Genomic DNA, 24610 nt, shown 5'->3' on the forward strand with positions numbered 1-24610 from the left:
CCTTTGTTGCGAATGAGCATGGACAAATAGATCTTCAAAACAAGAAGGTGACGAGTGATCACCGGTTTCGTATGGCTCGAAAGATATTCCTGGCATGACACTGGAAACTATTCTGGTTCGCAGCCGCTGCCGAACTCTGAGAGTCCAGCCTCCAAGGCACGCTTGGCGAGTCTCGTAGAAGTCTCCGGGGTGGGAGAGCACCTTGAGCGATTATCAGTGAGGCCCGCATCGAAGAATGACCTTCTTCGCGTCCACACTGAACACCACGTTTCCAAGATGGAAGAATTGAGCCGGCGGCCCGAAGGCGGGGATGCGGGTGACGGACTATCCCCGTTCGGGCGCGGTTCCTACGACATTGCCAGGTACTCCGCAGGCGGCACAATCGCCGCGGTAGAGGCGGTTCTGACTGGACGCTGCGCCAACGCGTATGCGTTGGTCCGGCCACCAGGTCATCACGCCCTTCCAGATCAGGGCATGGGTTATTGCATGTTCGCCAACATCCCGATTGCGGTCGAGTATGCACGCGAGGCCCACGGGATCGAGCGGGTTGCGATCGTTGACTGGGATGTGCATCACGGGAACGGCACGCAGGACATCTACTACGACGATCCCGCCGTTCTTACTTTGTCCGTCCATCAGGACGGCCTGTTCCCGGCCGACTCTGGCGGGTTGGATGAATTGGGCGTTGGTGCCGGCTCCGGAGCGAACCTGAATGTTCCGCTTCCGCCTGGATCTGGAAACGGAGCCTACGTCGAAGTCTTCGACAAGGTAGTCGTCCCTGCCCTTCGAAGGTTTCGGCCAGAACTCATCATGGTGGCGAGCGGGTTCGACGCGAGCGTTTCCGATCCGCACGGGCGGATGATGGTGACCAGCAGTGGATTCCGGCAGCTCACGCGTGCCCTGCTCGAGGAAGCTGAAAACCTCTGCGGTGGTCGGCTCGTCTTCAGTCACGAAGGTGGCTATTCGTCAGAGTATGTGCCGTTCTGCGGGCTCGCCATGATCGAGGCCTTGTCAGGGAGATCCACTGGGATCCATCACCCCTACGCGGCTTACCACGATCGCTTGCCAGGGCAGGACTGCACTGAGACCCAGGCTTCTGCTATCGCGGCCGCCGCGCGCAACCTTGAACTGGTCCCACGGAATTGACGTCGTCAATGGGTCCTCGAACTTCAGTTGAGACGTCGCAACTCGGCGCATCAAAACGCCCCTGACAGGAGAACTGATTATGACAAGTGTCGAAAGTCAAGTGTCGACCGTCGTGAACCTTGATGGTTTGCAGCAGGCTGCCCGTGATCACCTGTGGATGCACTTCACGCGGCATGGAGTATTCCAAGACTCCGAGGTCCCGGTGATCGTTCGTGGTGAAGGTGCGTATGTGTACGACGCGCACGGTAAGAGGTATCTGGACGGGCTGTCCGGACTTTTTCTCAGCCAGTTGGGTCATGGCCGCGAGGATCTCGTCGAAGCGGGAGCGCGACAGGCCAAGAAGCTGGCGTATTTTCCGCTTTGGGGCTACGCGCACCCAGGCGCGATCGAGTTGGCACATCGCATCGCAGGCTATGCGCCCGGAGACCTGAACAGGGTGTTCTTCACGACGAGCGGCGGGGAAGCGGTCGAATCCGCTTGGAAACTCGCGAAACAGTACTTCAAGCTGTCCGGGAAGTCCGGCAAACACAAGGTCATCTCGCGTTCAATCTCCTACCATGGAACTACGCAGGGCGCTCTCTCGATCACGGGGATTCCCTCCCTCAAGGCGCCGTTCGAGCCGTTGGTTCCATCTACGGCTCACGTCCCCAACACGAATGTCTACCGTGCAGACTCGATCACTGGCGGCCTTCTGGATGGCTCTGACCCCGAAGCATTCGGCCGCTGGGCAGCGGACCAGATCGAGGTCGCGATCCTCAGCGAAGGTGCCGACACCGTCGCTGCAGTTTTCCTCGAGCCAGTGCAGAACGCTGGGGGTTGCTTCCCGCCTCCGCCGGGCTATTTCCAGAGGGTGCGCGAGATCTGCGACAGGTACGACGTCCTGCTGGTATCGGATGAGGTGATTTGCGCCTTCGGTCGGCTCGGCCACATCTTCGGCGCCGACCGTTACGACTATGAGCCCGACATGATCACCTTCGCCAAGGGCATCACTTCCGGCTACTCACCACTTGGCGGGGTGGTCGCCTCCGACCGGCTGATGGAGCCCTTCCTTCAGGGGCACACGAAGTTCCTGCACGGCTACACTTTCGGCGGCCATCCGGTCTCGACGGCGGTGGCGATGGCCAATCTGGATGCGTTCGAAAACGAAGGTGTGCTGCGAAAGGTGGTCGAACGCGAGGGCGAGTTTCGCAGGACGCTGGAGAAGCTGAAGGACCTGCCAATCGTCGGTGACGTGCGTGGCGACGGATTCTTCTACGGAATCGAACTGGTCAAGGACCAAATCACCAGAGCAGCATTTGGGCCTGCCGAGTCCAATGATCTCAGTGACTTCCTGTCGAAGGCTCTCTTCGAGGCCGGGCTCTACTGTCGCTCCGATGACCGAGGCGACACGGTGATTCAGTTGGCACCGCCGCTAATCTGCGACCAGAAACAATTCGATGAGATCTACCAGGTTCTGGACTCCGTACTCACCGAGGCCAGCGAACGCCTCTGAGCTATACGTTTGCAGTGGGCGCAGACGAGATGCAGGGTGCCGAGAGCCAGTATACCGAGACCCTGGGGCCGATGACCCGGAAAGGTCGTCGCCCCAGGGTCCCGTAGATGGGCAGCCCGCGCTCGACTCCTAAATGGACGCCGAGATGACGGGTTGGCCCCGTCGAGGACCGCGCTTGGCCGGCGATCGGTTGGGTCCGATTGCCGGAGGCCGAACTCAAGCGCTGCTCAGGAATCCAGCGGCGGATCAAGGGATTTCGATGGAGACGTTGCCGATGTGCGACTTCTGCATGAAGTATGTCTGCGCCTCGCGGAGTTCAGCCAGTGGGAAGGACTTGTCGACCAGCGGCTTGAGTTGCCCTTGGTTGAGGTAATCGACCAGGTTTCCGAAGCTCTCGGCCTCGGGATTGGCAACGCCGATCATTGTCAGGTCCTTGTAGATGAGGTCGCGCAGGTCGATGGTTGCGAGGGGGCCCGCGATGGCCCCGGCGGTCACGTAGCGACCCGCACGCCGGAGGACCCGAAGAAGCGCGAGGGTGTGGTCGCCACCGACGACATCTGCGACAGCGTCGACCCTCCCGGTGTCGGCGATGATACGTGCCACTGCCTCCTCGAGGTCAGTGACGGTACGAGGGATGAACCATTCTGCGCCGAGCGAGCGCACCATCTCTTCCTTTGACGAGCTGGCGACACCGATGACTCGTGCACCACGCAACCGGGCTAGTTCGATCAATGCCGAGCCGACGCCGCCAGAGGCGCCCGTGACGAGGACGAGCTCGTCCTGCTTGAGGTCGATGCGGACGAGCATCTCTTCGGCGGTGCTGTAGGCGCAAGGAATGCAGGAGAGCTCGGCGTACGACAAGTCGGATTCGACACGCCGTGCGTTGACGCTGGGAACTGTTGCGAACTGGGCGTATCCGCCGTCGGTGTTGTTTCCGACAAACTGGACGCCCCGGCCCCATTCCGGGAGGGCGTAGTCTCGGATCACGGGGTCTACAACGACGCGGTCGCCGATCCGGGCTCGGTCGACGTCCGCGCCGACGGCGACGACGTCACCGGCAATTGAGGCGCCTTGAATGCGAGGGAATCCGATTGCAACCCGGGCTTCGCTGGCAAGCCGCTCGTTGCGTTCGCCTTCGAGCCCTCGTGCGCCGAGGTCTTCAGTGAGACCGGTCGTGACACTAGGGCTGTACCAGCCGGTTCGGGTGTTGAGGTCGGTGTTGTTGATGCTTGACGCGCGCACGCGGAGCAGCACCTCGCCGGGGCCGGGGCTCGGGACGGAAACGTCGTCTCGATAGACGAGCTTGTCCAGTCCGCCGTGGCCGACCAGAACGACACCAGCCATCTGAGTGGGAATCATGAGTCTCTTTCTGCGAGAAGAGGTAGGTGGCCGCGAGCCCGTCGACAGCGGGTCTCGAAGCGATCACCATAGTCGCTTAGTCGACTGTCGACAATAGCCTGACTCGAGGTGCCGCATGGCGTACTGCGCTGCCGAAGCGTCGAGCATGGGCCGTTCCTGCAGCGTCTTGGCGTAGGTCAGGCTGAACTGTCTTGGGGTCGGCGGTGTTGTTCTCGCGGGAGTGAGGCGTTCCAGTCCAAGGGCCGAGTGGACGGCCATTCACCGGATCGGACCAAATTGTCGATAAGACCGATAAGTACCCCGGCCACGGCTTCCACTGCTGGTGGTGTCCGTGCGGTCAGGGGGAGGCCGAGCACGACTTGGCGCGATAGTGCGGGGTCAGAGATGGGGGCTCCGCTGAGGTGGCCGCTGGCGATGTCTTGCGCGATCCCCGCGGCTGGAAGAACGGTCCACCCGTGCCCATCGGCGACGAACTTCTTCTGGAGTGCGAGCGAGTTGGTCTCGACGGCAATCCGGATTTCGGGACCGGTATGTGGGAGTGCTTGGTCGATCAACACACGGAGTCCGTGTCCAGAAACAGGTAGCACCAGAGGTCGCGCGCACAGATCTGTCCAGGTTACCGGTGAGTCGGGGCTCAGCCCTGCTTCTCTCGTCGCGGTCGCCCACAGTTGCTCCTCCAGCAATGGCACCACGTGGATGGAGGGGGAGGTGGACAGGTTATAGAGCAGGGAGAGGTCCAGGTCTCCTTGGTCGAGCCATTGCTGCAGATGTCCGGAATACGCCGTCATCACCCGTAGGTCCACCTCGGGATGCGCGGCCTTCATGCGGGCAACTAGGCGGGTTGCGATGAGATCGATGACCGACTCCAGTAGTCCGATGGTGACGATCCCCGTCACTGGGCCGGTCTCACGTTGTCGCAACTCTGCGCGTGCCCGCTCGAGTTCGATGAGCGCGCGACGCGCTCGCTCCACCATGACGGCCCCTGCGTCGGTGGTCCGCATTCCTTGCCTACTCCGCACGAACAGGGGAACTCCGAGTTCGTCCTCGAGCATCTGGATCTGTCTAGTGACGGCTGGCTGCACCAGACGCAGGCGTTCGGCGGCCTTTGTCACGCTGCCTGCCTCGGCGACCGTCACCAGAGCGGTGAGCTGCTTCAGTTCCATGGTCGCTCCCCTCGTGGCCATCAATTGCAGCCATGTTGTCATCACGGATTGGCATTGGCGAGGCTATCAGATCACTGATAGTCATGGAGCGAGTCCGAGCGGAACCGAACGACTGGAGTGACATGCTGGACATCAGTGACCTGGAGCTCGACGCCGAGGAGACGGCGATTGTCGAGGTTGTCCGCGACTTCGTCGAACGCAAAGTGAGGCCGACGGTGCAGGAGCTCGAGCATGCAAATGCTTATCCGGAGGCGTTGATCGAGCAAATGAAGGAGCTCGGGATCTTCGGGCTGGTGATCCCGGAGCCATGGGGCGAAGCAAGTGTGTCGGCACCCTGCTACGCGGCTGTGACCGAGGAACTGGCGCGGGGATGGATGAGCCTTGCGGGTGCGATGGGTGGACACACCGTCGTTTCGAAACTCCTGATCGCCTTCGGCACAGAAGAGCAGAGGAACCGCTATCTGCCTCGAATGGCGACCGGTGAGGTGAGAGCGACCATGGCTCTGACCGAGCCTGGTGGGGGCTCCGATCTTCAGGCCATCCGGACAACAGCTAAGCGGGAGGGTGACGACTACGTCGTCAACGGATCCAAGACCTGGATCACGAACGCCCGACGTTCCGACCTGATCGCATTGCTGTGCAAGACAGCCCCGGATGCCGTCCCGGCCCATCGCGGCATCAGCATCCTGTTGGTCGAGAAGGGGCCCGGATTCCAGGTCTCACGGGATCTGCCCAAGCTCGGATACAAGGGCGTTGAAAGTTGCGAGCTTTCATTCGAAGATCTCCGGGTGCCTGCCGGCAACCTCCTCGGGTCTGAAGAGGGCCGGGGCTTCAGTCAGATGATGCGGGGCTTGGAGATCGGACGGATCCAGGTGGCCAGTCGCGCGCTCGGAGTCGGACGGGCGGCACTGGAAGACGCCATCCGGTACGCCCAAGAGCGGGAGTCGTTCGGGAAGCCGATCTGGAAGCACCAATCGATCGGAAACTACCTTGCCGACAACGCGACGAGCCTGACAGCGGCCCGTCAGCTCGTCATGTTCGCCGCGCGCCGCTACGAGTCCGGCGAGCGCGCTGACATGGAGGCCGGAATGGCCAAGTTGTTCGCTTCCGAGGCCGCAATGAAGATCGCTCTCGACGCGGTGCGCATCCATGGCGGATACGGGTACTCAACGGAGTTCGACGTCGAGCGCTACTTCCGTGATGCTCCGCTCATGATCGTCGGCGAAGGTACCAACGAGATTCAACGCAACGTGATCGCTCGCCAGCTCATCACCCGCAACCCGATCCGGTGATGACCGAGGTGCGCTCGCTGGGTACGCCGGCCTGGCGGCAGGCGGTCACTTGGCTCTTCGTGCCAGGTGACCGGCCCGATAGATTCGCCAAGGCTGCAGCCTCCGCGGCAGACCGTATCGTGATCGATCTAGAGGATGCGGTTGCCCCGGGGGCCAAGGCGGACGCGCGCACCAAGGTGGTTTCGTGGCTCGATGATGGCCAGGAGCGGACCTGGGTGCGGGTGAACGGCGCTGGCACGACGTGGCATGCACGCGACCTCGAGGCAATTTCGTCACTTCCTGGTCTCGAGGGGGTGATGTTGCCCAGGTCGGAAGACCCTGATCACCTGGCATTCGTCAAGCGACACATCCCGGAAACGGTCGGCGTCATCGCCCTCATCGAGACTGCGGTCGGCATCGTGCGGGCCAACGAGATCGCCGCCTCGGGGTACGTCGGGCGGCTCGCCTTCGGATCCATCGACTACGCCGTCGACATCTCCGCTTCGGAGACTGACGAGGCGATGCTGATGGCTCGCTCGCTGCTCGTGACGGCTTCGCGTGCCGGGGGACTACCAGGGCCGCTTGATGGCGTCACGATTGTCACCGACGACACCGATGCCATAGGCCGAGAGGCGCGACGAGCCAAGTCCCTGGGATTCGCCGGGAAGATGTGCATCCACCCACGGCAGCTAGGCGCAGTCAACGCTGCCTTTCTTGCCGATCCAGCTGAAGTCTCTTGGGCTAGGGGCCTGCTTGACGCCGTCGCCGCGCGCGAGGCAGCTGGTGAATCTGCTGCAGCCTTCCAGTGGCAGGGAGCCATGATCGATAGGCCCGTCCTCGCTCGTGCCCACTCAATCCTGGCGAGGGTGCCCGGCGCCGCCGACTCACCTCGCCGCTAACCATGAAGGATTCCCATGCTGCCCCTCGAAGGAATCACCGTTGTTGCACTTGAGCACGCTGTGGCTGCACCGCTCGCGACGAGGCATCTGGCCGACCTCGGCGCCCGAGTGATCAAGGTAGAGCGTCCGGCGTCCGGCGACTTCGCGCGTCAGTACGACCGCTCCGTTCATGGCGAAGCCAGCTACTTCGTCTGGCTCAATCGCGGCAAGGAGAGCATTGAGCTTGATCTCAAGGACGAACCAGACCGTGCGTTGCTTCTCAGCATCATCGACCAAGCAGACGTGCTCGTCCAGAATCTGTTGCCCGGAGCTGTTGCGCGCCTCGGCCTCGACGCCGCGACTCTGCGGGCTCGATGCCCTGGGCTCATCCATTGTTCGATCTCCGGCTACGGCTCCGATGGACCGTATGCAGCCAAGAAGGCCTATGACCTGCTCGTGCAGTGCGAGTCCGGGCTGCTGTCGGTGACCGGTACCCCCGATCAGCCGGCCAAAGTAGGCATCTCTGTCGTGGACATCGCCACCGGCATGTACGCCTACTCCGGCATCTTGGCAGCGCTCTACGATCGGGAGCGCACCGGCCGGGGCGCCACGCTCGAGGTCGCGATGCTGGACGCGATCGGTGAGTGGATGATGCAGCCGACCTACCTCAGTGCTTATGGCGGCCAGCCCTTCGTGCGCACAGGGGCCCGGCACGCCTCGATCGCTCCGTACGGGCCGCAGCGGGTCAAGGACGGCTCGGTCTTTCTCGGAATTCAGAACGATCGTGAGTGGGGCATTCTGTGTCGTAAAGTGCTTCGCCGTCCCGACATGGTCGATGACCCTCGCTATGCCCGCAACTCAGAACGTGTGGTCCACCAGGCTGACATCACGACGGTCATCGAAACGGCGCTGGCGGAGTGCTCGGTCGACGAGGTGATAGGCCAGTTGGAGGAGGTAGGCATCGCGTGCGCGCGTCTGCGGACGCCGGAGGAGTTCTTCAGCCATCCACAGCTGGAGGCTCGCGAAAGGTGGCGCCAGGTCGCCACGCCCAGCGGTCCCGTGCGCGCACTTCTACCGCCAGTGCAGGTGCACGGGCAAGAGGCGCCCATGCGAGCGGTTCCGTCACTCGGACAGCACTCCGAGGCTCTTCGGAAGGAGTTCGCGGTGGGCGGAGACCGCAACGGCGCCGCCCGTCGGGTGCCTGCGGGTACTGCGAACCGGAACCTGGAGAACGAGTGATGACCGAGATCCGTGAAATCGCCGAGATCCTGATGCCAGGTCCGGCGCTGGCACTCTCGGAGCTTCTCGACGTCTCCTGTCCCGATTTCGAGTCCGGCGAAGCTCTGCCGTTGACGTGGCATTGGCTTTACCTGCTCGACCGCCCTCACCAGCGAGACCTCGGAGATGACGGACATCCTGTGCGCAATGCCTTTCCTACGCCGCCGGCTACCGGTCTGCGTCGGATGTGGGCCGGGGGAATGGTGCAATCAGTGCGGCCGCTTCGCGTCGGCGAACTGGCGTCCCGACGAAGCAAGATTGACCGCGTCGTACGCAAGAAGGGTCGCACTGGCCCGCTTATGTTCGTCACCGTCGAACACGAAGTCGTGCAGCGCGGCGACACAGCAGTTCGAGAGAGGCAGGACATCGTCTACCGTGAGCCATCTGCCCGAGGTGCCGACGATGCCGATGAACCGTCTCCGGAAGTGGTACAACGCCGGGAAGGCGACTGGAGCATTCCGGTCAGTCCCACACTCCTGTTCCGTTTCTCCGCATTGACCTACAACGCCCACCGTATCCACTACGACCGCGACTATGCGGGCACGGTCGAGGGCTACCCAGGGCTGGTTACACATGGGCCATTGCAAGCAATGGCGATGGCGGAGCGTGCCAGGGCGCAGGGTGCCATGCCAGTGGGCTTCTCAGCCACGTTCGAGTACACCTTGATCGCGCCCCTGTTCGATCATCAAGGCCTCATAGTACGAGCCGACCCAGGATTGGGCTCGTGGACCACGACGGCGCGCGATGTCACGGGCCGCCGGACGGCATCGGGCACCGTGATCAGCGTCTGACAACAGATCTTGGCGTTCGATAAACCCCTCGACGTCAGAACAACGACTCGCCCAGACCGCCGTCGACAAAGACGGAGGTGCCGGTGATGAAGACGGCCTGCTCAGAGGCGAGAGACGCAACCGTCGCTGCGACCTACTCCTGAGTGCCCATGCGCCCGAGCGGCGAGAGGGCCGCACGCTGTCTCGCTTGATCCGTTGTGTGTCACCGCACTTCCCGTCCGATGGGGTGTTTCGATGAGGGCGGGCGCCACACAGTTGGCGGTCACGCCGTGCGGAGCGACTTCGCGGGCGAGGCCCTTCATTTAGGCGGTGGCGCCTGCCCTGAAGACCGCAGACAGGGCATGCCTAGAGGCGGGTTCCTTCGCGTGGGCGGACGTATGGCGACGAGATAACCCAGCCCCGATCGAGTATGAACGGCCGAGTCTCAGGCAGAGCTGCTTCCAGCGGCGTACGTCGGGAGGTCGGCGGCCAGCGAAGAAAGCAGCTTGAGGCGGTCGGCTGAGGGTGAGCCGGGTTCGGCGGTGTAGACCATCAGGACCTGGCCGGGCTCGGCGGTGACGGCGAGCTCTTCGTAGGCGAGGGTGACCTCGCCGACCTCGGGGTGGTGGAAGCGTTTGGTGCCGGCGCCGTGCTGGCGTACGTCGTGGGCGCCCCACAGGCGGCGGAAGGTGTCGCTGCGGGTGGACAGCTCACCGACGAGGTCTTGGAAGACGCGGTCGTGTGGGTCGCGGGCGGCCTCGGTACGCATGATCGCGACGCACATCTCGGCGAAGAGGTCCCAGTCGGGGTAGAAGTCGCGCGATGCCGGGTCGAGGAACTGGAACCTGGCCAGGTTGGGCGTGCGCCCGCCGTCGCCGATCAGCGGCGCGTAGAAGGCGCGTCCGAGCGGGTTGGTGGCGAGCAGGTTCTGGTGGGTGTCGCGGACGAACGCGATCCCATCGGTGATCGAGTCGAGCGCCCACTGCAGCGACGGCCGTGGGGGAGCGGGTTTCGAGGTCCGGCGTCGGGCTCGCGCTGAGGTGGGGATGCCGTCGGCGGTGCGGGCGAGGTCGAGCAGGTGGGCCCGTTCGGTGTCGTTGAGCTGGAGCGCGTTGGAGATGGCGTCGAGGACGGAGGCGGAGGCGCCGCCGATCGCGCCGCGCTCGAGGCGGGCGTAGTACTCGACGCTGACGCCGGCGAGCAGGGCCACCTCGGAGCGGCGCAGCCCGGGGACCCGTCGGTTGGGCCCGGGTGGGAGCCCGGCGTCCTGCGGAGTCACCTTGGCCCGGCGGGTGATGAGGAACTCGCGTACCTCTGCTCGGTTGTCCATTCCCCAAGAATAGAACGGCTTTCTTCGTCCAAGGGTGCCCTCGTGGGGCACCCCTCGACAGTGCCTTTCGTGTTCGACTGAAGCGACGTTGACTTATCTCGTGGGATGAATCCCACGACGAACTTTGACGGAGGAGCAGCATGCGTGGAGTAGTGATGCACGGACCCGGCGACGTACGGGTTGAGGACCGCCAAGACCCGAAGATCGAGGCCCCGACCGATGCGGTCATCCGGGTGACCGCGGCGTGTGTGTGCGGTTCGGACCTGTGGCCTTACCGCGGCCAGGAGCCTGCCGAGGGTCTGTTGATGGGGCATGAGTACGTCGGTGTGGTCGAGGAGGTCGGCGCCGAGGTCACCACGTTGCAGCCGGGCGACTTCGTCGTCGGGTCGTTCGTGATCTCGGACAACACCTGTGAGATCTGCCAGGCCGGCTACCAGTCGCGGTGCGTGCACGCCGAGTTCGTGCACGGTGGCATCGGCACCCAGGCCGAGAAGGCGCGCATCCCCCTGGCCGACGGAACCCTCGTGGTCGTTCCCGGCGAGCCGACCGAGGCCCAGGCGAAGAGCCTGCTGGCCGCCTCCGACGTCCTCGGCACCGGCTGGTTCGCGGCCGTCGCCGCCGAGGCCGGCCCCGGCAAGACCGTCGCCGTGGTCGGCGACGGCGCGGTCGGCCTCCTCGGGATCCTGGCCGCCAAGCGGCTCGGTGCCGAGCGGGTCATCGCGATGAGCCGGCACGCCGACCGGCAGGCCCTTGCCCGGAAGTTCGGTGCGACCGACATCGTCGAGGAGCGCGGCGACGCCGGAGTCGAGAGGATCAAGGAGCTCACCGGTGGGCTCGGGGCGCACTCGGTGATCGAGGCCGTCGGCACCCAGGAGTCGATGAACCAGGCGATCCGCGCCACCCGCCCCGGTGGCCATGTCGGCTACGTCGGGGTCTCCCACGACGTCTCGCTCGACGGTCTGGAGCTGTTCTTCTCGGGCATCCACCTGCATGGCGGCCCGGCGCCCGTACGCCGTTTCCTGCCCGACCTGGTCGAGCTGATCATGAGCGACCAGATCAACCCGGGCGAGGTCTTCGACCTGACCCTCCCGCTCGAGTCCGCGGCCGAGGCGTACGCCGCCATGGACAAGCGCCAGGCCACCAAGGTCCTGCTCACCACCGGCGCCTGAGGAAGCCTGAGAGAGAACGAAACAGATGCAGATCACCCGAAGCTCGATCGACACCTTCAAGGGGCCGGCCGACTGGTTCACCGGCGACGTCTACGTCGACCAGGTCGCCGCATCCCCGGCACCGTCGCGGCTCACCGCCAGCCTGGTGCACTTCATGCCCGGCGCACGGACCCACTGGCACCGGCACCCGCTGAGCCAGACCGTCTTCGTCACCGAAGGCGTGGGCCTGTGCCAGCGCCGCGGCGGTCCCATCGAGGTCATCCGTCCGGGCGACCGGGTGCTCTTCGAGGCCGACGAGGAGCACTGGCACGGCGCCGCCCCCAACCGGCTGATGGTGCACATCGCCATCAACGAGGGCGACGACGACCACCCGGTCGTGCACTGGCTGACGCCTGTGACCGACGAGGAGTACGCCGCCGCACTACCCGTCTGATCCCGTCCGTTTTCGGCCGGCTTTCGCGGCCCGCCGCCACAGTGATCACCCCTTGCCCGAAACTCGTGAAGGAGCATGCATGTCGACAGAACCCACCGCCGAAGAGCAAGCAGGTCGAGGAGGTCTGTCGCGGCGTACGTTCATCGCGGCCTCTGGCGCCACGACCGCGGGTGCGGTAGCGGTCTCCGCGGGGGTGTCCGTCGCGGCGGGCCCGGCGGCGGCCGACGGACCGAGCCGCACCGTGACGCTGCGGGTCAACGGCCGGCGGCATGTCGTTGACGTCGACAACCGCACCTCCTTGCTGGATCTGCTGCGTGAACACCTGGACCAGCCCGGTACGAAGAAGGGCTGCGACGCCGGCGCGTGCGGCGCGTGCACCGTCCTGGTGGGCGGGCGGCGGGTCAACGCCTGCCTGACGCTCGCCGTGCGCATGGACGGTGCCGAGGTCACCACGATCGAGGGGCTCGCCGACGGCGACCAGCTGCACCCGCTACAGCAGGCGTTCATCGACAACGACGCCCTGCAGTGCGGCTTCTGCACGCCGGGTCAGATCATGTCCGGCGTCGGGTGCATCCGGGAGGGCCACACCGGCTCCGAGAACGAGATCCGCGAGTGGATGAGCGGCAACATCTGCCGCTGCGGTTGCTACGTGAAGATCGTCGATGCGGTGCAGCAGGCCGCAGGCAAGGGGGCGTGAAGCGATGTACCCGTTCGAGTATCTGCGGGCCGAGAGTCCGCGTGAGGCAATCGCGGCCGCTCGGAGCGGTGGCCGGTTCATCGCCGGCGGCACGACCCTGGTCGATCTCATGCGCGAGGAGGTCGAGCGGCCCGAGACGCTGGTCGACATCTCAGCGTTGCCGCTGAAGCGGATCAGCCCGACGCCGAGCGGCGGCCTGATGATCGGCGCGCTGGTGACCATGTCGGAGGCCGCGGCCGACCGCCGTATCCGCAACGAGATCCCGGTCGTCTCTGAGGCCCTGGAGCTGAGCGCGTCGGCTCAGCTGCGCAACATGGCCACCATCGGTGGCAACATCATGCAGCGCACCCGCTGCACCTACTTCCGCGACGTCTCCGCGGCCTGCAACAAGCGTGAACCGGGTTCGGGCTGTGCCGCCATCGAGGGCCACAACCGCACCCACGCCATCCTGGGCGGGTCGTCCTCGTGCGTGGCCACGCACCCGTCCGACCTCGCCGTCGCTCTGGTTGCGCTGGACGCCATCGTGCACCTGCAGGGTTCGCGCGGACGTCGGGTCGTGACGCTGGAGGACTTCCTGCTCCGCCCCGGGCGTCATCCTGAGCGCGAGCACGACCTGGGCGAGGACGAGCTGATCACCGGCATCGAGATCCCGGCCCAGCCGAAGCCGCTGCGCTCGGGCTATCTGAAGGTCCGCGACCGGCAGAGCTATGAGTTCGCGCTGACCTCGGCGGCTGTCGCCCTGAGCGTACGCGGCGGGGTGATCGAGTCTGCGAAGGTCGCTGCCGGGGGAGTGGGGACGGTGCCGTGGCGGCTCCGCGGCGTCGAGAAGGCGCTCGTCGGGCAACGCCTCAGCGATGAGCTGTGGCGTACGGCGGCGGCTCGTGCCGCCGAGGGCGCGGAGCCGCTCTCTGACAACGAGTTCAAGGTCGACCTGCTCGAGCGCACGGTCGAGCGACAGCTGCGAGTGGTAGGAGGACGCCGATGAGCAGCCAGCCCGAGGTAGTTGTCGGTGAGCCGAAGGTCCGCATCGACGGGCGCCTGAAGGTCACCGGCAAGGCACCGTACGCTGCCGACCACGGCCACGAGCACGGCATCGAGAACATGGCGTACGCCGCGATCGTGGACGCCACCATCGGTCGCGGCCGCATCACCGGGATCGACACCTCAGCAGCCGAAGCACATGAGGGCGTTCTGGGAGTGGTCAGCCACGAGAACGCGCCGAAGCTGCCCTACCGGGAGAACGCGGGCTCCAACAACCTTCCCGGTGAGCGGATCCGCGTCTTCCAGAACGACCGGGTGCTCTTTTTCGGCCACCCGATCGCCGTAGTGGTCGCCGAGACCCTCGAGGCGGCACAGCACGGTGCTCGTCTCGTGGAGGTCAGCTATGACGAGGAGTCGCCGACCACTGAGCTGGAGGACGGCACCCCCGACGAGCCGACCAACTACTCGCGTGGTGACGTGGAGGCCGCGCTGGCCGACGCTCCGGTCCGGCTCGACCTGACCTACAACCTCTCGCGCAACCACCACAACCCGATGGAGCCGCACGCCACCATCGCCCGCTGGGAGGACGACAAGCTCACCGTGTGGGACAAGACCCAGTGGGTCGGCGACGGCACCCAGGTCGAGCTGGCAGCGGTCTTCGGCCTGGCTCAGGACGACGTCCGCGTGCTGTCGCCCTACGTCGGCGGGGCCTTCGGCAGCGGTCTGCGCACCTGGCCGAACACCGTCATCGCCGCGGTGGCGGCGCGCGAGGTGGACCGCCCGGTCAAGCTGGTGCTGGCCCGGCGACAGATGTACTTCAACACCGGCTTCCGGCCCGCATACCGCTACCAGCTGACGGTGGGCGCGGACCGTGATGGCCGTCTGCTGGCGACCGACCACGTCGTGCGCGCGGAGACGTCGAGCTATGAGACGTTCTCCGAGGCGGTGCTCTCGGCGGGCCAGATGAAATACAGCACGCCCAACGTACGCCAGGACTACCGCACCGTGCCGCTGGACGTGAACACCCCGATCTGGATGCGTGGCCCCGGGGCAGCGACCGGTGACCATGTGATCGAGACCGCGATGGACGAGCTCGCCTACGAGGTGGGCATCGACCCGATCGAGCTGCGCCGCCGCAACGAGCCGACCGAGGACGAGTCGTCGGGTCTGCCGTTCTCGACCCGCCGGCTGCTGGAGTGCTACGACGTCGGTGCGCGTGAGTTCGGCTGGTCGCGGCGCAACCCCGAGCCGGCCTCGACCCGTGACGGCGACTGGCAGGTCGGCATCGGCATGGCCAGCGCCCTCTACCACACCTCGGTCGCGCCGGCCCGTGCGCGCGTCAGGCTCCGGATCGACGGCTCGGCGCTCGTCGAGTCGGCCACCAGTGACATGGGTCCGGGGACGTACACCTCGATGACCCAGATTGCGGCCGACGCCCTCGGCCTGACGCTCGACGACGTCGACTTCCGGCTCGGGGACTCCGTCATGCCCGCGACCCCGCCACATGGTGGTTCGATGACCATGGCCAGTGTCGGCTCAGCGGTCCAGAACGGCGCCGACAAGTTACGCCGCGAGGCGATCGACCTCGCGGTCAACGACCCCGTCTCACCGCTGAACGGCGCCGACCCGGCCGACATCGTCGTACGCCGGGGTCGGCTGCAGCTGCGGAACGATGCCAGCCGTGGCGAGACCTACCGTGCGCTCATGGCGCGTAACGGCCGGACCCGGATCCAGGCCACCGGTCTCTTCTCCCCGCGCGAGGAGGCGACGAAGTCGGCCTGGGCCTACGGTGCTGTCTTCGCCGAGGTCGGCGTCGACGCCCAGCTCGGCCTGGTGCGGGTGCGCCGCATGCTCGGCGTCTACGATGCCGCACGCATCATCAACCCCCGGTTGGCCGAGAGCCAGGCGTTGGGCGGCATGGTCGGCGGCATCGGCAAGGCACTGCTCGAGCACACGGTCACCGACCACCGCGACGGGCGCATCGTCAACGCGAACCTCGCCGACTACCTGGTGCCTGTCAACGCGGACGTACCGGACCTGAAGGCGATCTACCTCGGCGGCCGCGACGACTACCCCGACCCCATCGGCGTCAAGGGACTCGGCGAGGTCGTCATCTGCGGCGTCGCTCCGGCCATCGCCAACGCGGTCTTCCACGCCACCGGGCGCCGGGTCCGGGATCTGCCGATCACCATCGACAGCCTCTTGTGAGCCACCTCAGGCGGGCGGGGCCGGCGGCCCCGCCCGCTCGGGAGCGAGGTCGATGATCACACGTGCTCGTCGACACTGGGGTGAAACATCTCCCGCGTACGGTCCTCATGTGTCGACAAGCAACAAGCCGTCGGGGTCGTCCGCATCAGGGCGGCCGCGCCCCTCGTTACGCTTCCGGGACAGTTCGGTGTTCGAAGGGGTGGCCCGCCGTCAGGTCAGTGGTCTTGACCTGACGGCCCACTCTGTCGCGGTCCTTGTGCCATCGCTGACTGCTCTCGGTTCGGGACTGGCGTTCCCCTCGATGATCGGACCAGGGTTCTGGGTCAGCAGCTTGCTGGGGTTTGCCATCGTGGGACTGTTCGTCCTGGTCTTCAATCAGTTCGCAACACGGTTCAAGTCTGCTGGAGGGCTGTACACGTTCGTTGCCAAGGGACTGGGACCGTTGCCAGCCTTGGTTGTCGCCGGTGGTCTCGTGATCGGGTACTCGGGGATGATCGGGTTCGGTCTGTCGGATGCTGCGGGACGGACCGATGCCGCGCTGAGCTCCGCCGGGATCGGCGTGCTTGGCGGTCCGGGACGTGAGCTGATTCTGCTGGGAATCGGTGCCGTCATGTGCCTGTACGCGATCGGTCGCGGAATCCATTGGTCGACGCGCGCCGCTCTGCTCGCGGAGATCGTGAGTTTCGTGATGCTGGGTGTCGTGCTGTGCACCTGGACCGCGCGCTACGGGTTCCCGTCGTCGGCGGAGTTCTCGCTCGAGGGGGCCTCGGTCACCCGAATTCTGATGGGCGCAGGGTTCATCGTGGTGCTCACCTTGGCGTTCGAGAGCTCGGCTTCGCTCGGTCTGGAGTCGAAGCGCCCGTTCATCGAGGTGCCCTTTGCGTTGCGCTCGGGCCTGGGACTCGCCGCGCTGCTGTTCGGATTGGCGAACGTGGTGGCATCGGCCCGACCTGACGACGCGCCCTCGGTGTGGACCTGGCGCTGGTTCGCGCCGGGTGACGATCGCTCGGTGATCGACGCGCTGGTTCTGCTCGTGCTGGCTTGGTCTCTGATCGCACTGGCGTTGTGCATGTGGTGCTCCCTTGCCCGACTTCTGTTCTCTCTCGCCCGCGAAGGTGTCCTCCCCGCAGTGCTCGGACGGGTCAATGCTCGCGGGATTCCGATGGTGGCCGCTCTGACGGTGACACCGCTCGCGTTCCTCCCGTCGATCGCCGCAGTGCTCGCCGGCGAAGGGGCCGGAGCGTTCTCCTGGGAGCTGAAGGAAGCCACCGGCGTGGTCATCTGCGCCGCGTACACACTGACGGCAGTGTCGTTGGTTGCCTTCCTCAAGGCGATCGACGAGGTCTCCGCGCTCCCCGTCATCGCCGCTGTCGTGGCCGGTACGGCCGCTGCCGCCGTCGCTGTCAACGAGTTGGTGACGGACGTGCGTCAGGGGGCCTACCTCGGGGCGGGGATGCTGGTCGTCGCCTTCGTCGTCGGCTTGTTGCTGAAGTGGGGCACCAGCCCGGGTGCAGGTTGCGGCGATGATGGCCGTTACGTCGGAATGCACGATGAAGCGCTCGCCTCCGCGGTGCGACTGCCACCCGACGCGCGGGACTGTGAGCATGCCGAGGTCTGATGCCCATGGCTTCCTGGCGCGTCAGCCAGGTGCGGTCGACAGCGCATTCGCGGTGCTCGAGGCGGTGGATCGGATCGGGCCGGGGGTGACGGCTCGCCAGCTGGTCGAAGCGCTGCCGATGTCGCAGGCGAGTGTCTATCGGATCATCAAGCATCTGGTCGCAAACGAGTATCTAGTGCGTACCCCGGACCTTCGCGGGTTCGTTATCGGAGAGCGGGTGCGCGTGCTGGGGACATCGCTGCCCCGCCCGGGCCAGGCTACGGATGTGAGCCTTCCTGCTGAGGCGTAGGCGCCGGCCTCTGCGATCCGGTGCCGATGGTCCTGTTCTCATTTGGAACCACGTGGACTCAACCTCCGTGCAACGGCTTGGTGACTCGCGCTCGATCTACTGATCGCGGCAACCCGACCGGGTTGCCGCGAACACGTGGACGGTCGGACGTGGGCTCAACGTTCATGAGCGCACTCGGAGCGCTGCCGACGTCCGCACACGGAAGGGCAGTGACACTCCATGAAGCAAAGTCGAAGGGGCCGGTTCCACAAGCGACTCGTGGCCCCAACGCTGGCGGCGGTCGTCGTAGCCGGCACGCTGTTGACCACCCCCGCTGCGCAAGGCCTCACCTCTGTCCCGACCACGACCGGCGACAGCTGGAACGTCCACGACTCAGCCATTCCAGGACTCGACACTGGCAGCGTACGGAACACGGCCGCCAATGCCCTTCAGGGTTTCGGCGGACTGCGGGTGCGGGTCCGCGGAGGGAAGAGCCCGCTGAACGGCATCCTCCTGCGCGGATTCGGGATCACCAACGACGGGCGTGACACGTTCACCACCTCCCGCGGCGTCGAGGTCGACGGCGTAGTCGTCCAGCGTGAGCTGAGGCTCAACGGCTCGGAGAGCTATGGGCGTTTCTTTGACTCGTTCACCAACACGAGGCGTACGCCTATCAAGATCGACATCGCCTTCGGTGGTCAGCTCGGATACGGCACCGGTGTCAACAGGGCCGTCCTCGCCGGCACGTCGTCGGGAGATGACACCATCACTGACGCCGACTCCTGGGCATCTTGGTATTCCCCGTCCTCCGGCGGCGGGTCTGCCAGCCAGAACGGTCCCTCGGCCACGGTGGTCGGCACGCCCGGCCGTGCCGAAGCATTCAAGACGCTCGGCAACTTCCTACGCGACCCGTTCCGCAACCCACTGCCGACGACCGGCGACGAGGCCAACCACCCAGGGCTCGTGAGCCAGCTGGTGATCAAGCCGGGTGAGACCGCCTCCCTGGCTCATTTCGTGGTCACCGGACGCTCCGAGGTGCGCGCCCTCGCAGGCAACCCGATCCCTGCGGCCGGCACCGAGGTCGCGGCGGTTCAGTCCAGGGCGGCCGACCTGGCAGTTTCCCCGGACCTCGCCGGTCTCAGCACGGGTGAAGTCTGCTCGGTGGTCAACTTCGACCCCCGAGCCCTCGGGGTACGTCCGAAGACCTGCGCTCGGACGACGTACAACGCGATCCGCGTCCCCGTCGCCGGAGCAACGCCGGCCGAGTCCTTGGTGACGACGTCGCCGTACGACGTCGTCGGCAAGAGCATCGAGCAGCTCACCGCTGACATGGAGGCGGGCGCCACCGACGCCCAGCAGATCACCCGCGCCTACCTCGACCGCATCGCCGCCTACGACCGCGGCCCGTTCGGGCTCCATGCCGTCCTGGCGGTCGCCCCCGACGCGATGAGGCAGGCAAAGGCCGCTGACGCCGCTCGCAAGCGTGGCGACAAGCGTCCGCTTCTCGGCATCCCGATCCTGGTCAAGGACATCATCGACACCAAGGACATGCCGACCACCGGCGGCTCGTTGCTGTTCGACGGCTGGACCCCACAGAACGACGCGTGGCAGGTCCAGAAGCTGCGCGAGTCGGGCGCGATCATCCTGGGCAAGGCCAACCTGTCGAAGTTCGCGAACAGTGGTCACTTCAGCGAGAGTGACTACGGCCAGGTCTGGAACGCCTTCGACAACTCCCGCAGCTCCATCGGCTCCAGCGGTGGCTCCGCCGTCGCGCTGGCTTCGAGCTTCGCGGCCGCGGTCATGGGCACCCAGTCCGGTGACTCGCTGTGGGGTCCGGCCGGTGCGGCGAGCCTGTACTCGCTGCGCGGTACCGACGGCATGCAGTCCAGCGCCGGCACCATGCCACTGGCGCTGATCCAGGACTACGTCGGCTTCATGGGGCAGTCCGTCGGTGACCTGGCTTCATTGCTCGACGTCGCTGCGGTCGACAACCCCGAGGACGTGCTGGACAACGTGGCCAACGGCCACCGCCCGGCCGACTGGACAGCGGAGCTGTCGAAGGACGCGTTGCGCGGCAAGGTCATCGGTGTCCCCGCGCACGCTTTCGACGACCCGTTCGGCTCCACTGAGACCAGTGACGCGCTGCGTGCGAAGTTCGCCGTGTTCGAGAAGGCCGGGGCCACGATCAAGGACATTCCCGTTGCCCCCGCCGCGCCCTCGATGGGTGATCTCGGGAGCGTCTGGTCGGAGGGGAACTACGAAGGCTGGAAGCAATGGCTCGAGGCCCATCCTGACTCTCCGGTCGGCCTCGACCAGCTGACCAGAGCAAGCTCCGGTTGGACCGAGGAGGAGCAGCGAGCGGTCGAGGCTGTGCGGGTGGACTACCGCAACCGACTCGCCGCCTGGATGGACGACAACGGCGTCGATGTGGTGCTCTACCCGACCGAGCTGAGCGACGTGCACCTCAACGACAGCTCCGGGAACAGCTTCGGTCGTCGAGACCCGCAGTCCTCTGACGCGGGCGTTCCGACGATGATCTTCCCCGCCGGGGTGAACACTCATGACCAGGTCGTCGGGTTCCAGCTGCAGGGCAAGGCATTCCAGGACGCCGAGCTGCTCGGGTTCGCCTACGCCTACGAGGCGGTGGACAACGGTCGGGTGCTCCCGTCCATCGCCCCGGCCCTGAAGTACGACAAGCACGCCAGCCCCCGCGCGATCGCCCCGATGGATCCGTTGGCGGACCGCCACGCCACCGTCCGCGATCGCACTCGCGAAGCGCGAGTGTCGTGACCCACACCATCGACCGTGCCGTCAGCACGTCGATCAACAGCAACAGCCAAGGAGAAGACATGTCACGCCTACACAAGCGGCGACCGTTCGTCACCGCCCTTGCAGCCACCACGGCGCTCGTCGCACTCGTGGCACCGCTGTCGGCGGCAGCCAAGACCGCGCCGTCGGCCACCGGACCCTCGGTGGCCAGCATCGTCGCCCGATACACGGTGCCTGACTTCCCGGAGACGCCGATCGGGCCGAAGCGCGACCCGAAGAAACCGGACATCGTGGTGATCGACGCCGGCGGGACCTTGACCTCCCGAGCGCGCGATCGGATCAGCTACCTGCACTACCAGGGGTCGGTCGAGGGCGGTGTGCAGACGATCCTGGAAGACATGTATCCGGAGCTGGCCCAGGTCGCCAATCTCACCGTGGTGCGCACGTCGTCCCTGGGGTCGTCGGGCGCCGTCACCAACAAGACCCTGTACGACGTCTCGCGCACCGTGGACGAGCAGCTCCGCAAGAGCCGGGTCGATGGTGTCGTGGTGACAGCGGGGACCAACGTGCTGGAGGAGGACGCCTACTTCTTCGACCTGACGGTCCAGTCGAGCAAGCCTGTCGTGGTCACCGGGTCGATGCATCAGTACGGGACGTTCACCTACGACGCGTACACCAACCTGTTCAGCTCGATCCGCCTGGCGGCGAGTGGCAAGACGACATGCTTCGGCACGGTCGTCCTGTTGAACGACCAGTTCTTCGCGGCCCGCGACGTCACCAAGACCGACGGGTACCGGATGGACACCTTCGAGTCACGTGCCTACGGCGCTCTGGGTGTTGTGAACGAAGACAACGTCCGCACGATGCGGGCCCCCGCCCGAGTCATGGACTGCGGGACCAAGGCCTGGCGGACGCCGTTCGACCTGCGTGGGACCACGCCCGACGACTTGGCCCGTGTAGACATCGTGGGTGGGTACGTCGAGGCCTCGGCCGCGACGATCGCCGGTCCTGTGGCAGACGGTGCGCGGGGCGTCGTCACCGCCGGGCACGGCCCCGGGAACATCTCCTACGCCCAGTCGCCCGCCCAACGGGCCGCCATCGCTGACGGTGTCCTCTTCGTCTCCGCGACCCGAACCGGCGGCGAGGGCACCTATGACACGGGCACTGCCGGAGTCATCGGCGCCGGCGACCTCCTGCCGCAGAAGGCACGGATGCTGCTGCAGCTCGGCCTCACCTTCGGCGACGACCAGGAGCAGATTCGGGACTGGTTCACGACGATCGGCAACCCGGAGTTCGACTTGAGCACCTATCGGGACTGAGGCCGGGTCTGGGCCAACGGATCGAGCCGTCCAGTTCTGCCGCCGAGCTCTCGCTCGGCGGCAGAACGCTTCGTTGGGAGACCTCGACGTGCAGGAACCGAGGAGCCTCTGGGGTGTCGCGGCAAGGGATGCACTGACAGTGCCTGTTTCCCCCAGCCGACACCGCTTACCGTCGGTGTAGAGCACATGACACACGACCGCATGGGACACACAACGGCATGAAGCTGGCAGATCTTGACTCTACCGACCCTTTGACGTCGGACCCGGACACTCGGCTGGGTTTCAGCGGTGCGAACGTTCGCACTCCGAACGAGGCGGTCGACGGGACGAACGTCAAGGCAGCGGACATCGCTCGACGACTCGAAGCCCCCCTGGAGCATGTGCTGCAAGGGAAGCCAGATGCGATCGAAGCAGCGATCACGACCCTGTTCGCCGGAGGGCACATGCTGCTCGAGGACGTGCCCGGTGTCGGCAAGACGACACTCGCATTGGCGCTGGCAGCATCGATCGATGCAACGGTGCGACGTGTTCAGTTCACCTCTGACCTGTTGCCCACGGATGTCACCGGGCTGTCCATCTACGACCAGGACAGCCGCGAGTTTCGCTTCCACCCGGGGCCGATCTTCGCGAACATCGCCATCGCCGATGAGGTCAACAGGGCCACGCCGAAAACCCAGTCGGCTCTGTTGGAAGCCATGTCGGAGCGTGCCGTCACCGTTGACGGGTCGAGGCATCCGCTGCCGGAGCTGTTCGTCGTGGTGGCGACTCAGAACCCGCAGGACATGGAGGGGACGTTTCCTCTGCCCGAGGCGCAGCGTGACCGGTTCATGACGCGCATCTCGCTCGGCTACCCGAGCGAGACCTCTGAGGTTTCGATGCTCCTGTCTCGCGGGCCGTCCGAACCCGTCGAGGCAATCAGGCCGGTGGCGACCGTGGAGCACGTCGTCGCTGCGCAGCGGCAGGTCGCACAGGTGCGATTGGGCGAGGAAGTCGCCCGCTATCTGGTGGCGATCGTCGCCGCAACACGTGCTCATCCCAGCGTGTCCCTCGGCGGCAGTCCACGTGCGACCCTGCACCTGTCGCGAATGGCCCAGTCGAGGGCAGCCGTACGTGGACGAGACTTCGTTTCCCCGGACGACGTTGCAGCGATCGCCGGCACGGTGCTTCCGCACCGGCTGACGCTCAGCGGTCGATTCGCAACGGCTGACGACGCCAACACGGCAGCAGCCGGCATCGTCGCCGATATCGTCGCCAGCACCCGAATTCGATGATGTTGCCCTTCGCGCTGACGCGCCGGGGCTGGGCCTTCGTGATCGCCGCAGCGGGACTGTGGGTGTGCTCGCGGGTCGTTGGTCTTGGCGATCTGCGTTATCTGGCAGCGTTGCTGCTGGCGATGGTGCTGGTCGCGCTCCCATCGTCACTGGTGCTCTCGGCGCTCGCCCGCTTCGACCTGCGGCTCTCGGTTCCCAGTCCAACACCGACCGTCGGCGAGCCGTCGACGTTCGTCCTCGTCGTCGGTCATCGGTTCCCCGTGACGCTCCCCGTCCGGGTCGTGTGGGAGACAGCCGCCGAGACGACAGGGCAGACGGCCACGAAGTCTGCCGAGCGGACGAATGTGTCGCTGGTGGTGCCACGAGCAAGCGAAGTCGTGGTTCGGACGGGTCTCGTCGCGCACAACCGTGGGCCGCAGAGAGTCGGTGTCACCGCGCTCGTCGTTCCCGACCCATTGGGGCTTGTCGCGCGAAGGCTCCGTCACAACACTTCTGCCGAACTGCTGGTGCTTCCACGTCTCCTCGAGACCCTCCCCGACGAGTTGGACGCCATGACGCGCGCGGAGGCGGGTGCAACGCTCCGAGGTCGCTCCGCCGACTCGGGCGGCACCGTCGGCGCTGTGCGTGAGTACAGGACGGGTGACTCGATGCGTCAGGTGCACTGGAAGCAGAGTGCCCGGCAAGGCGAGCTTCTGGTGAAAGTGCACGACACCGGTGATGCTGCCCAGCGTTCGATCCTGCTCGTGACCGACCCTGCTGCGTACTCGGACGGTGCCGAGTTCGAGACTGCGGTCTCCGCGACGGCCGCCGTCGCTGCCAGATGGCTGGACAACGGCCAGCCGGTGCAGTTGCACCTTGGTGATCGGCATCCGAATCTGTGCACCAGGCGAAGCGAGATGCTGCGGCATCTCGCAACCGCCCACATCACACTGGCACCGGCCAAGGCTGCGGGAACCCCAGCTGAGCCGATGCTCTCCACTCTTGGCGGACAGGGGTCGGCCGATGTGGTGGTCTCCGGGACCGTCTCGCGTCAGCTGGCCCGCCAACTGGAATCGACCCGGTCCAGCGGAACGTTGCTCACCACCTGTCCCACGGCAGAGTACGTGGGCTCGGCAGGCTGGTCTCAGGTCATGATCTCCTCACCGGTGCCTGCGGGCAGCCGTGGCGTGAAGGTCGGCGATCATGGCTAG

General features: G+C 65.8%; 20 protein-coding genes. 17 read left to right on the plus strand and 3 right to left on the minus strand.

Features of this window, described 5'->3' with window-relative positions:
• Positions 1 to 54 precede the first annotated feature (54 nt).
• Together AB0F44_RS24420 and AB0F44_RS24425 are read left to right on the plus strand one after the other, a co-directional pair.
• Positions 55 to 1146 carry a class II histone deacetylase gene (locus AB0F44_RS24420; RefSeq protein WP_357359256.1) on the plus strand — a complete coding sequence of 364 codons (1092 nt, stop codon included), beginning with the start codon at positions 55 to 57 and terminating at the stop codon, positions 1144 to 1146.
• Between the two features lie 79 nt (positions 1147 to 1225).
• Entirely contained in the window at positions 1226 to 2638 is a 1413-nt protein-coding gene (locus tag AB0F44_RS24425; RefSeq protein WP_357359257.1) for an aspartate aminotransferase family protein, read from the plus strand.
• A 246-nt stretch (positions 2639 to 2884) separates the two neighbouring features.
• On the opposite strand, the gene AB0F44_RS24430 is transcribed toward AB0F44_RS24425, so the two are convergent.
• Together AB0F44_RS24430 and AB0F44_RS24435 are read right to left on the minus strand one after the other, a co-directional pair.
• Complete coding sequence (locus AB0F44_RS24430; RefSeq protein WP_357359258.1) at positions 2885 to 3997, minus strand: zinc-binding dehydrogenase; 1113 nt, start codon at positions 3995 to 3997, stop codon at positions 2885 to 2887.
• Positions 3998 to 4173: 176 nt separating this feature from the next.
• On the minus strand, positions 4174 to 5160 hold the full coding sequence (locus tag AB0F44_RS24435; protein WP_357359259.1) for a LysR substrate-binding domain-containing protein: 987 nt from the start codon (positions 5158 to 5160) through the stop codon (positions 4174 to 4176).
• Between the two features lie 122 nt (positions 5161 to 5282).
• Here AB0F44_RS24435 and AB0F44_RS24440 point away from each other — a divergent pair, with 122 nt between their 5' ends.
• The 4 genes from AB0F44_RS24440 to AB0F44_RS24455 are packed head-to-tail and all read left to right on the plus strand — an operon-like array spanning position 5283 to position 9378.
• Entirely contained in the window at positions 5283 to 6452 is a 1170-nt protein-coding gene (locus AB0F44_RS24440; RefSeq protein WP_357359260.1) for an acyl-CoA dehydrogenase family protein, read from the plus strand.
• Complete coding sequence (locus tag AB0F44_RS24445; RefSeq protein WP_357359261.1) at positions 6452 to 7330, plus strand: CoA ester lyase; 879 nt, start codon at positions 6452 to 6454, stop codon at positions 7328 to 7330. Before AB0F44_RS24440 ends, AB0F44_RS24445 begins: the two co-directional genes overlap by 1 nt.
• A gap of 15 nt (positions 7331 to 7345) precedes the next feature.
• On the plus strand, positions 7346 to 8548 hold the full coding sequence (locus tag AB0F44_RS24450) for a CaiB/BaiF CoA-transferase family protein (protein ID WP_357359262.1): 1203 nt from the start codon (positions 7346 to 7348) through the stop codon (positions 8546 to 8548).
• Complete coding sequence (locus tag AB0F44_RS24455) at positions 8548 to 9378, plus strand: MaoC family dehydratase N-terminal domain-containing protein (RefSeq protein ID WP_357359263.1); 831 nt, start codon at positions 8548 to 8550, stop codon at positions 9376 to 9378. The genes AB0F44_RS24450 and AB0F44_RS24455 overlap by 1 nt, the downstream gene beginning before the upstream one ends.
• A 424-nt stretch (positions 9379 to 9802) precedes the next feature.
• Here the strand turns inward: AB0F44_RS24455 and AB0F44_RS24460 are convergent, their stop codons facing one another.
• The gene (locus AB0F44_RS24460; protein WP_357359264.1) at positions 9803 to 10687 is read right to left on the minus strand and encodes a helix-turn-helix transcriptional regulator; all 885 of its coding nucleotides are present in this window, start codon (positions 10685 to 10687) and stop codon (positions 9803 to 9805) included.
• 140 nt (positions 10688 to 10827) lie between these two features.
• On the opposite strand from AB0F44_RS24460, the gene AB0F44_RS24465 reads away from it, so the two are divergent.
• The 11 genes from AB0F44_RS24465 (at position 10828) to AB0F44_RS24515 (ending at position 24610) form a co-directional block, all read left to right on the plus strand.
• Positions 10828 to 11856, plus strand: a complete 1029-nt coding sequence (locus AB0F44_RS24465) for a zinc-dependent alcohol dehydrogenase family protein (protein ID WP_357359265.1) — start codon at positions 10828 to 10830, stop codon at positions 11854 to 11856.
• A 25-nt stretch (positions 11857 to 11881) separates the two neighbouring features.
• A complete protein-coding gene (locus AB0F44_RS24470) occupies positions 11882 to 12289 on the plus strand; it encodes a cupin domain-containing protein (protein ID WP_357359266.1) in 408 nt (135 codons plus the stop codon).
• Positions 12290 to 12368: 79 nt separating this feature from the next.
• Entirely contained in the window at positions 12369 to 12986 is a 618-nt protein-coding gene (locus AB0F44_RS24475; protein WP_357359267.1) for a (2Fe-2S)-binding protein, read from the plus strand.
• 4 nt (positions 12987 to 12990) lie between these two features.
• Positions 12991 to 13971: a xanthine dehydrogenase family protein subunit M gene (locus AB0F44_RS24480; RefSeq protein WP_357359268.1), complete on the plus strand. Its 981-nt coding sequence runs from the start codon at positions 12991 to 12993 to the stop codon at positions 13969 to 13971.
• Positions 13968 to 16175, plus strand: a complete 2208-nt coding sequence (locus AB0F44_RS24485; protein WP_357359269.1) for a xanthine dehydrogenase family protein molybdopterin-binding subunit — start codon at positions 13968 to 13970, stop codon at positions 16173 to 16175. Before AB0F44_RS24480 ends, AB0F44_RS24485 begins: the two co-directional genes overlap by 4 nt.
• 187 nt (positions 16176 to 16362) lie before the next feature.
• Complete coding sequence (locus AB0F44_RS24490; RefSeq protein ID WP_357359270.1) at positions 16363 to 17793, plus strand: APC family permease; 1431 nt, start codon at positions 16363 to 16365, stop codon at positions 17791 to 17793.
• Positions 17780 to 18082 (plus strand): MarR family transcriptional regulator, encoded by a 303-nt coding sequence (locus AB0F44_RS24495; protein ID WP_357359271.1) that lies wholly within the window; start codon positions 17780 to 17782, stop codon positions 18080 to 18082. Before AB0F44_RS24490 ends, AB0F44_RS24495 begins: the two co-directional genes overlap by 14 nt.
• A 258-nt stretch (positions 18083 to 18340) precedes the next feature.
• Positions 18341 to 20851, plus strand: coding sequence for an amidase family protein (locus AB0F44_RS24500; RefSeq protein WP_357359272.1), 2511 nt, complete (start codon positions 18341 to 18343; stop codon positions 20849 to 20851).
• Between the two features lie 59 nt (positions 20852 to 20910).
• A complete protein-coding gene (locus tag AB0F44_RS24505) occupies positions 20911 to 22149 on the plus strand; it encodes an asparaginase (RefSeq protein WP_357359273.1) in 1239 nt (412 codons plus the stop codon).
• A gap of 218 nt (positions 22150 to 22367) precedes the next feature.
• Complete coding sequence (locus AB0F44_RS24510; RefSeq protein WP_357359274.1) at positions 22368 to 23420, plus strand: MoxR family ATPase; 1053 nt, start codon at positions 22368 to 22370, stop codon at positions 23418 to 23420.
• Positions 23417 to 24610: a DUF58 domain-containing protein gene (locus tag AB0F44_RS24515; protein WP_357359275.1), complete on the plus strand. Its 1194-nt coding sequence runs from the start codon at positions 23417 to 23419 to the stop codon at positions 24608 to 24610. Before AB0F44_RS24510 ends, AB0F44_RS24515 begins: the two co-directional genes overlap by 4 nt.

Source organism: Nocardioides sp. NPDC023903 (assembly GCF_040639295.1).
Lineage (GTDB): Bacteria > Actinomycetota > Actinomycetes > Propionibacteriales > Nocardioidaceae > Nocardioides.

Bases quoted from the DNA above. Each gene is read 5' to 3' on its own strand.
- AB0F44_RS24425 (WP_357359257.1), top strand. From the start codon at position 1,226: ATGACAAGTGTCGAAAGTCAAGTGTCGACCGTCGTGAACCTTGATGGT.
- AB0F44_RS24430 (WP_357359258.1), bottom strand. From the start codon at position 3,997: ATGATTCCCACTCAGATGGCTGGTGTCGTTCTGGTCGGCCACGGCGGA.
- AB0F44_RS24435 (WP_357359259.1), bottom strand. From the start codon at position 5,160: ATGGAACTGAAGCAGCTCACCGCTCTGGTGACGGTCGCCGAGGCAGGC.
- AB0F44_RS24440 (WP_357359260.1), top strand. From the start codon at position 5,283: ATGCTGGACATCAGTGACCTGGAGCTCGACGCCGAGGAGACGGCGATT.
- AB0F44_RS24445 (WP_357359261.1), top strand. From the start codon at position 6,452: ATGACCGAGGTGCGCTCGCTGGGTACGCCGGCCTGGCGGCAGGCGGTC.
- AB0F44_RS24450 (WP_357359262.1), top strand. From the start codon at position 7,346: ATGCTGCCCCTCGAAGGAATCACCGTTGTTGCACTTGAGCACGCTGTG.
- AB0F44_RS24455 (WP_357359263.1), top strand. From the start codon at position 8,548: ATGACCGAGATCCGTGAAATCGCCGAGATCCTGATGCCAGGTCCGGCG.
- AB0F44_RS24460 (WP_357359264.1), bottom strand. From the start codon at position 10,687: ATGGACAACCGAGCAGAGGTACGCGAGTTCCTCATCACCCGCCGGGCC.
- AB0F44_RS24465 (WP_357359265.1), top strand. From the start codon at position 10,828: ATGCGTGGAGTAGTGATGCACGGACCCGGCGACGTACGGGTTGAGGAC.
- AB0F44_RS24470 (WP_357359266.1), top strand. From the start codon at position 11,882: ATGCAGATCACCCGAAGCTCGATCGACACCTTCAAGGGGCCGGCCGAC.
- AB0F44_RS24475 (WP_357359267.1), top strand. From the start codon at position 12,369: ATGTCGACAGAACCCACCGCCGAAGAGCAAGCAGGTCGAGGAGGTCTG.
- AB0F44_RS24480 (WP_357359268.1), top strand. From the start codon at position 12,991: ATGTACCCGTTCGAGTATCTGCGGGCCGAGAGTCCGCGTGAGGCAATC.
- AB0F44_RS24485 (WP_357359269.1), top strand. From the start codon at position 13,968: ATGAGCAGCCAGCCCGAGGTAGTTGTCGGTGAGCCGAAGGTCCGCATC.
- AB0F44_RS24495 (WP_357359271.1), top strand. From the start codon at position 17,780: ATGCCGAGGTCTGATGCCCATGGCTTCCTGGCGCGTCAGCCAGGTGCG.
- AB0F44_RS24505 (WP_357359273.1), top strand. From the start codon at position 20,911: ATGTCACGCCTACACAAGCGGCGACCGTTCGTCACCGCCCTTGCAGCC.
- AB0F44_RS24510 (WP_357359274.1), top strand. From the start codon at position 22,368: ATGAAGCTGGCAGATCTTGACTCTACCGACCCTTTGACGTCGGACCCG.
- AB0F44_RS24515 (WP_357359275.1), top strand. From the start codon at position 23,417: ATGATGTTGCCCTTCGCGCTGACGCGCCGGGGCTGGGCCTTCGTGATC.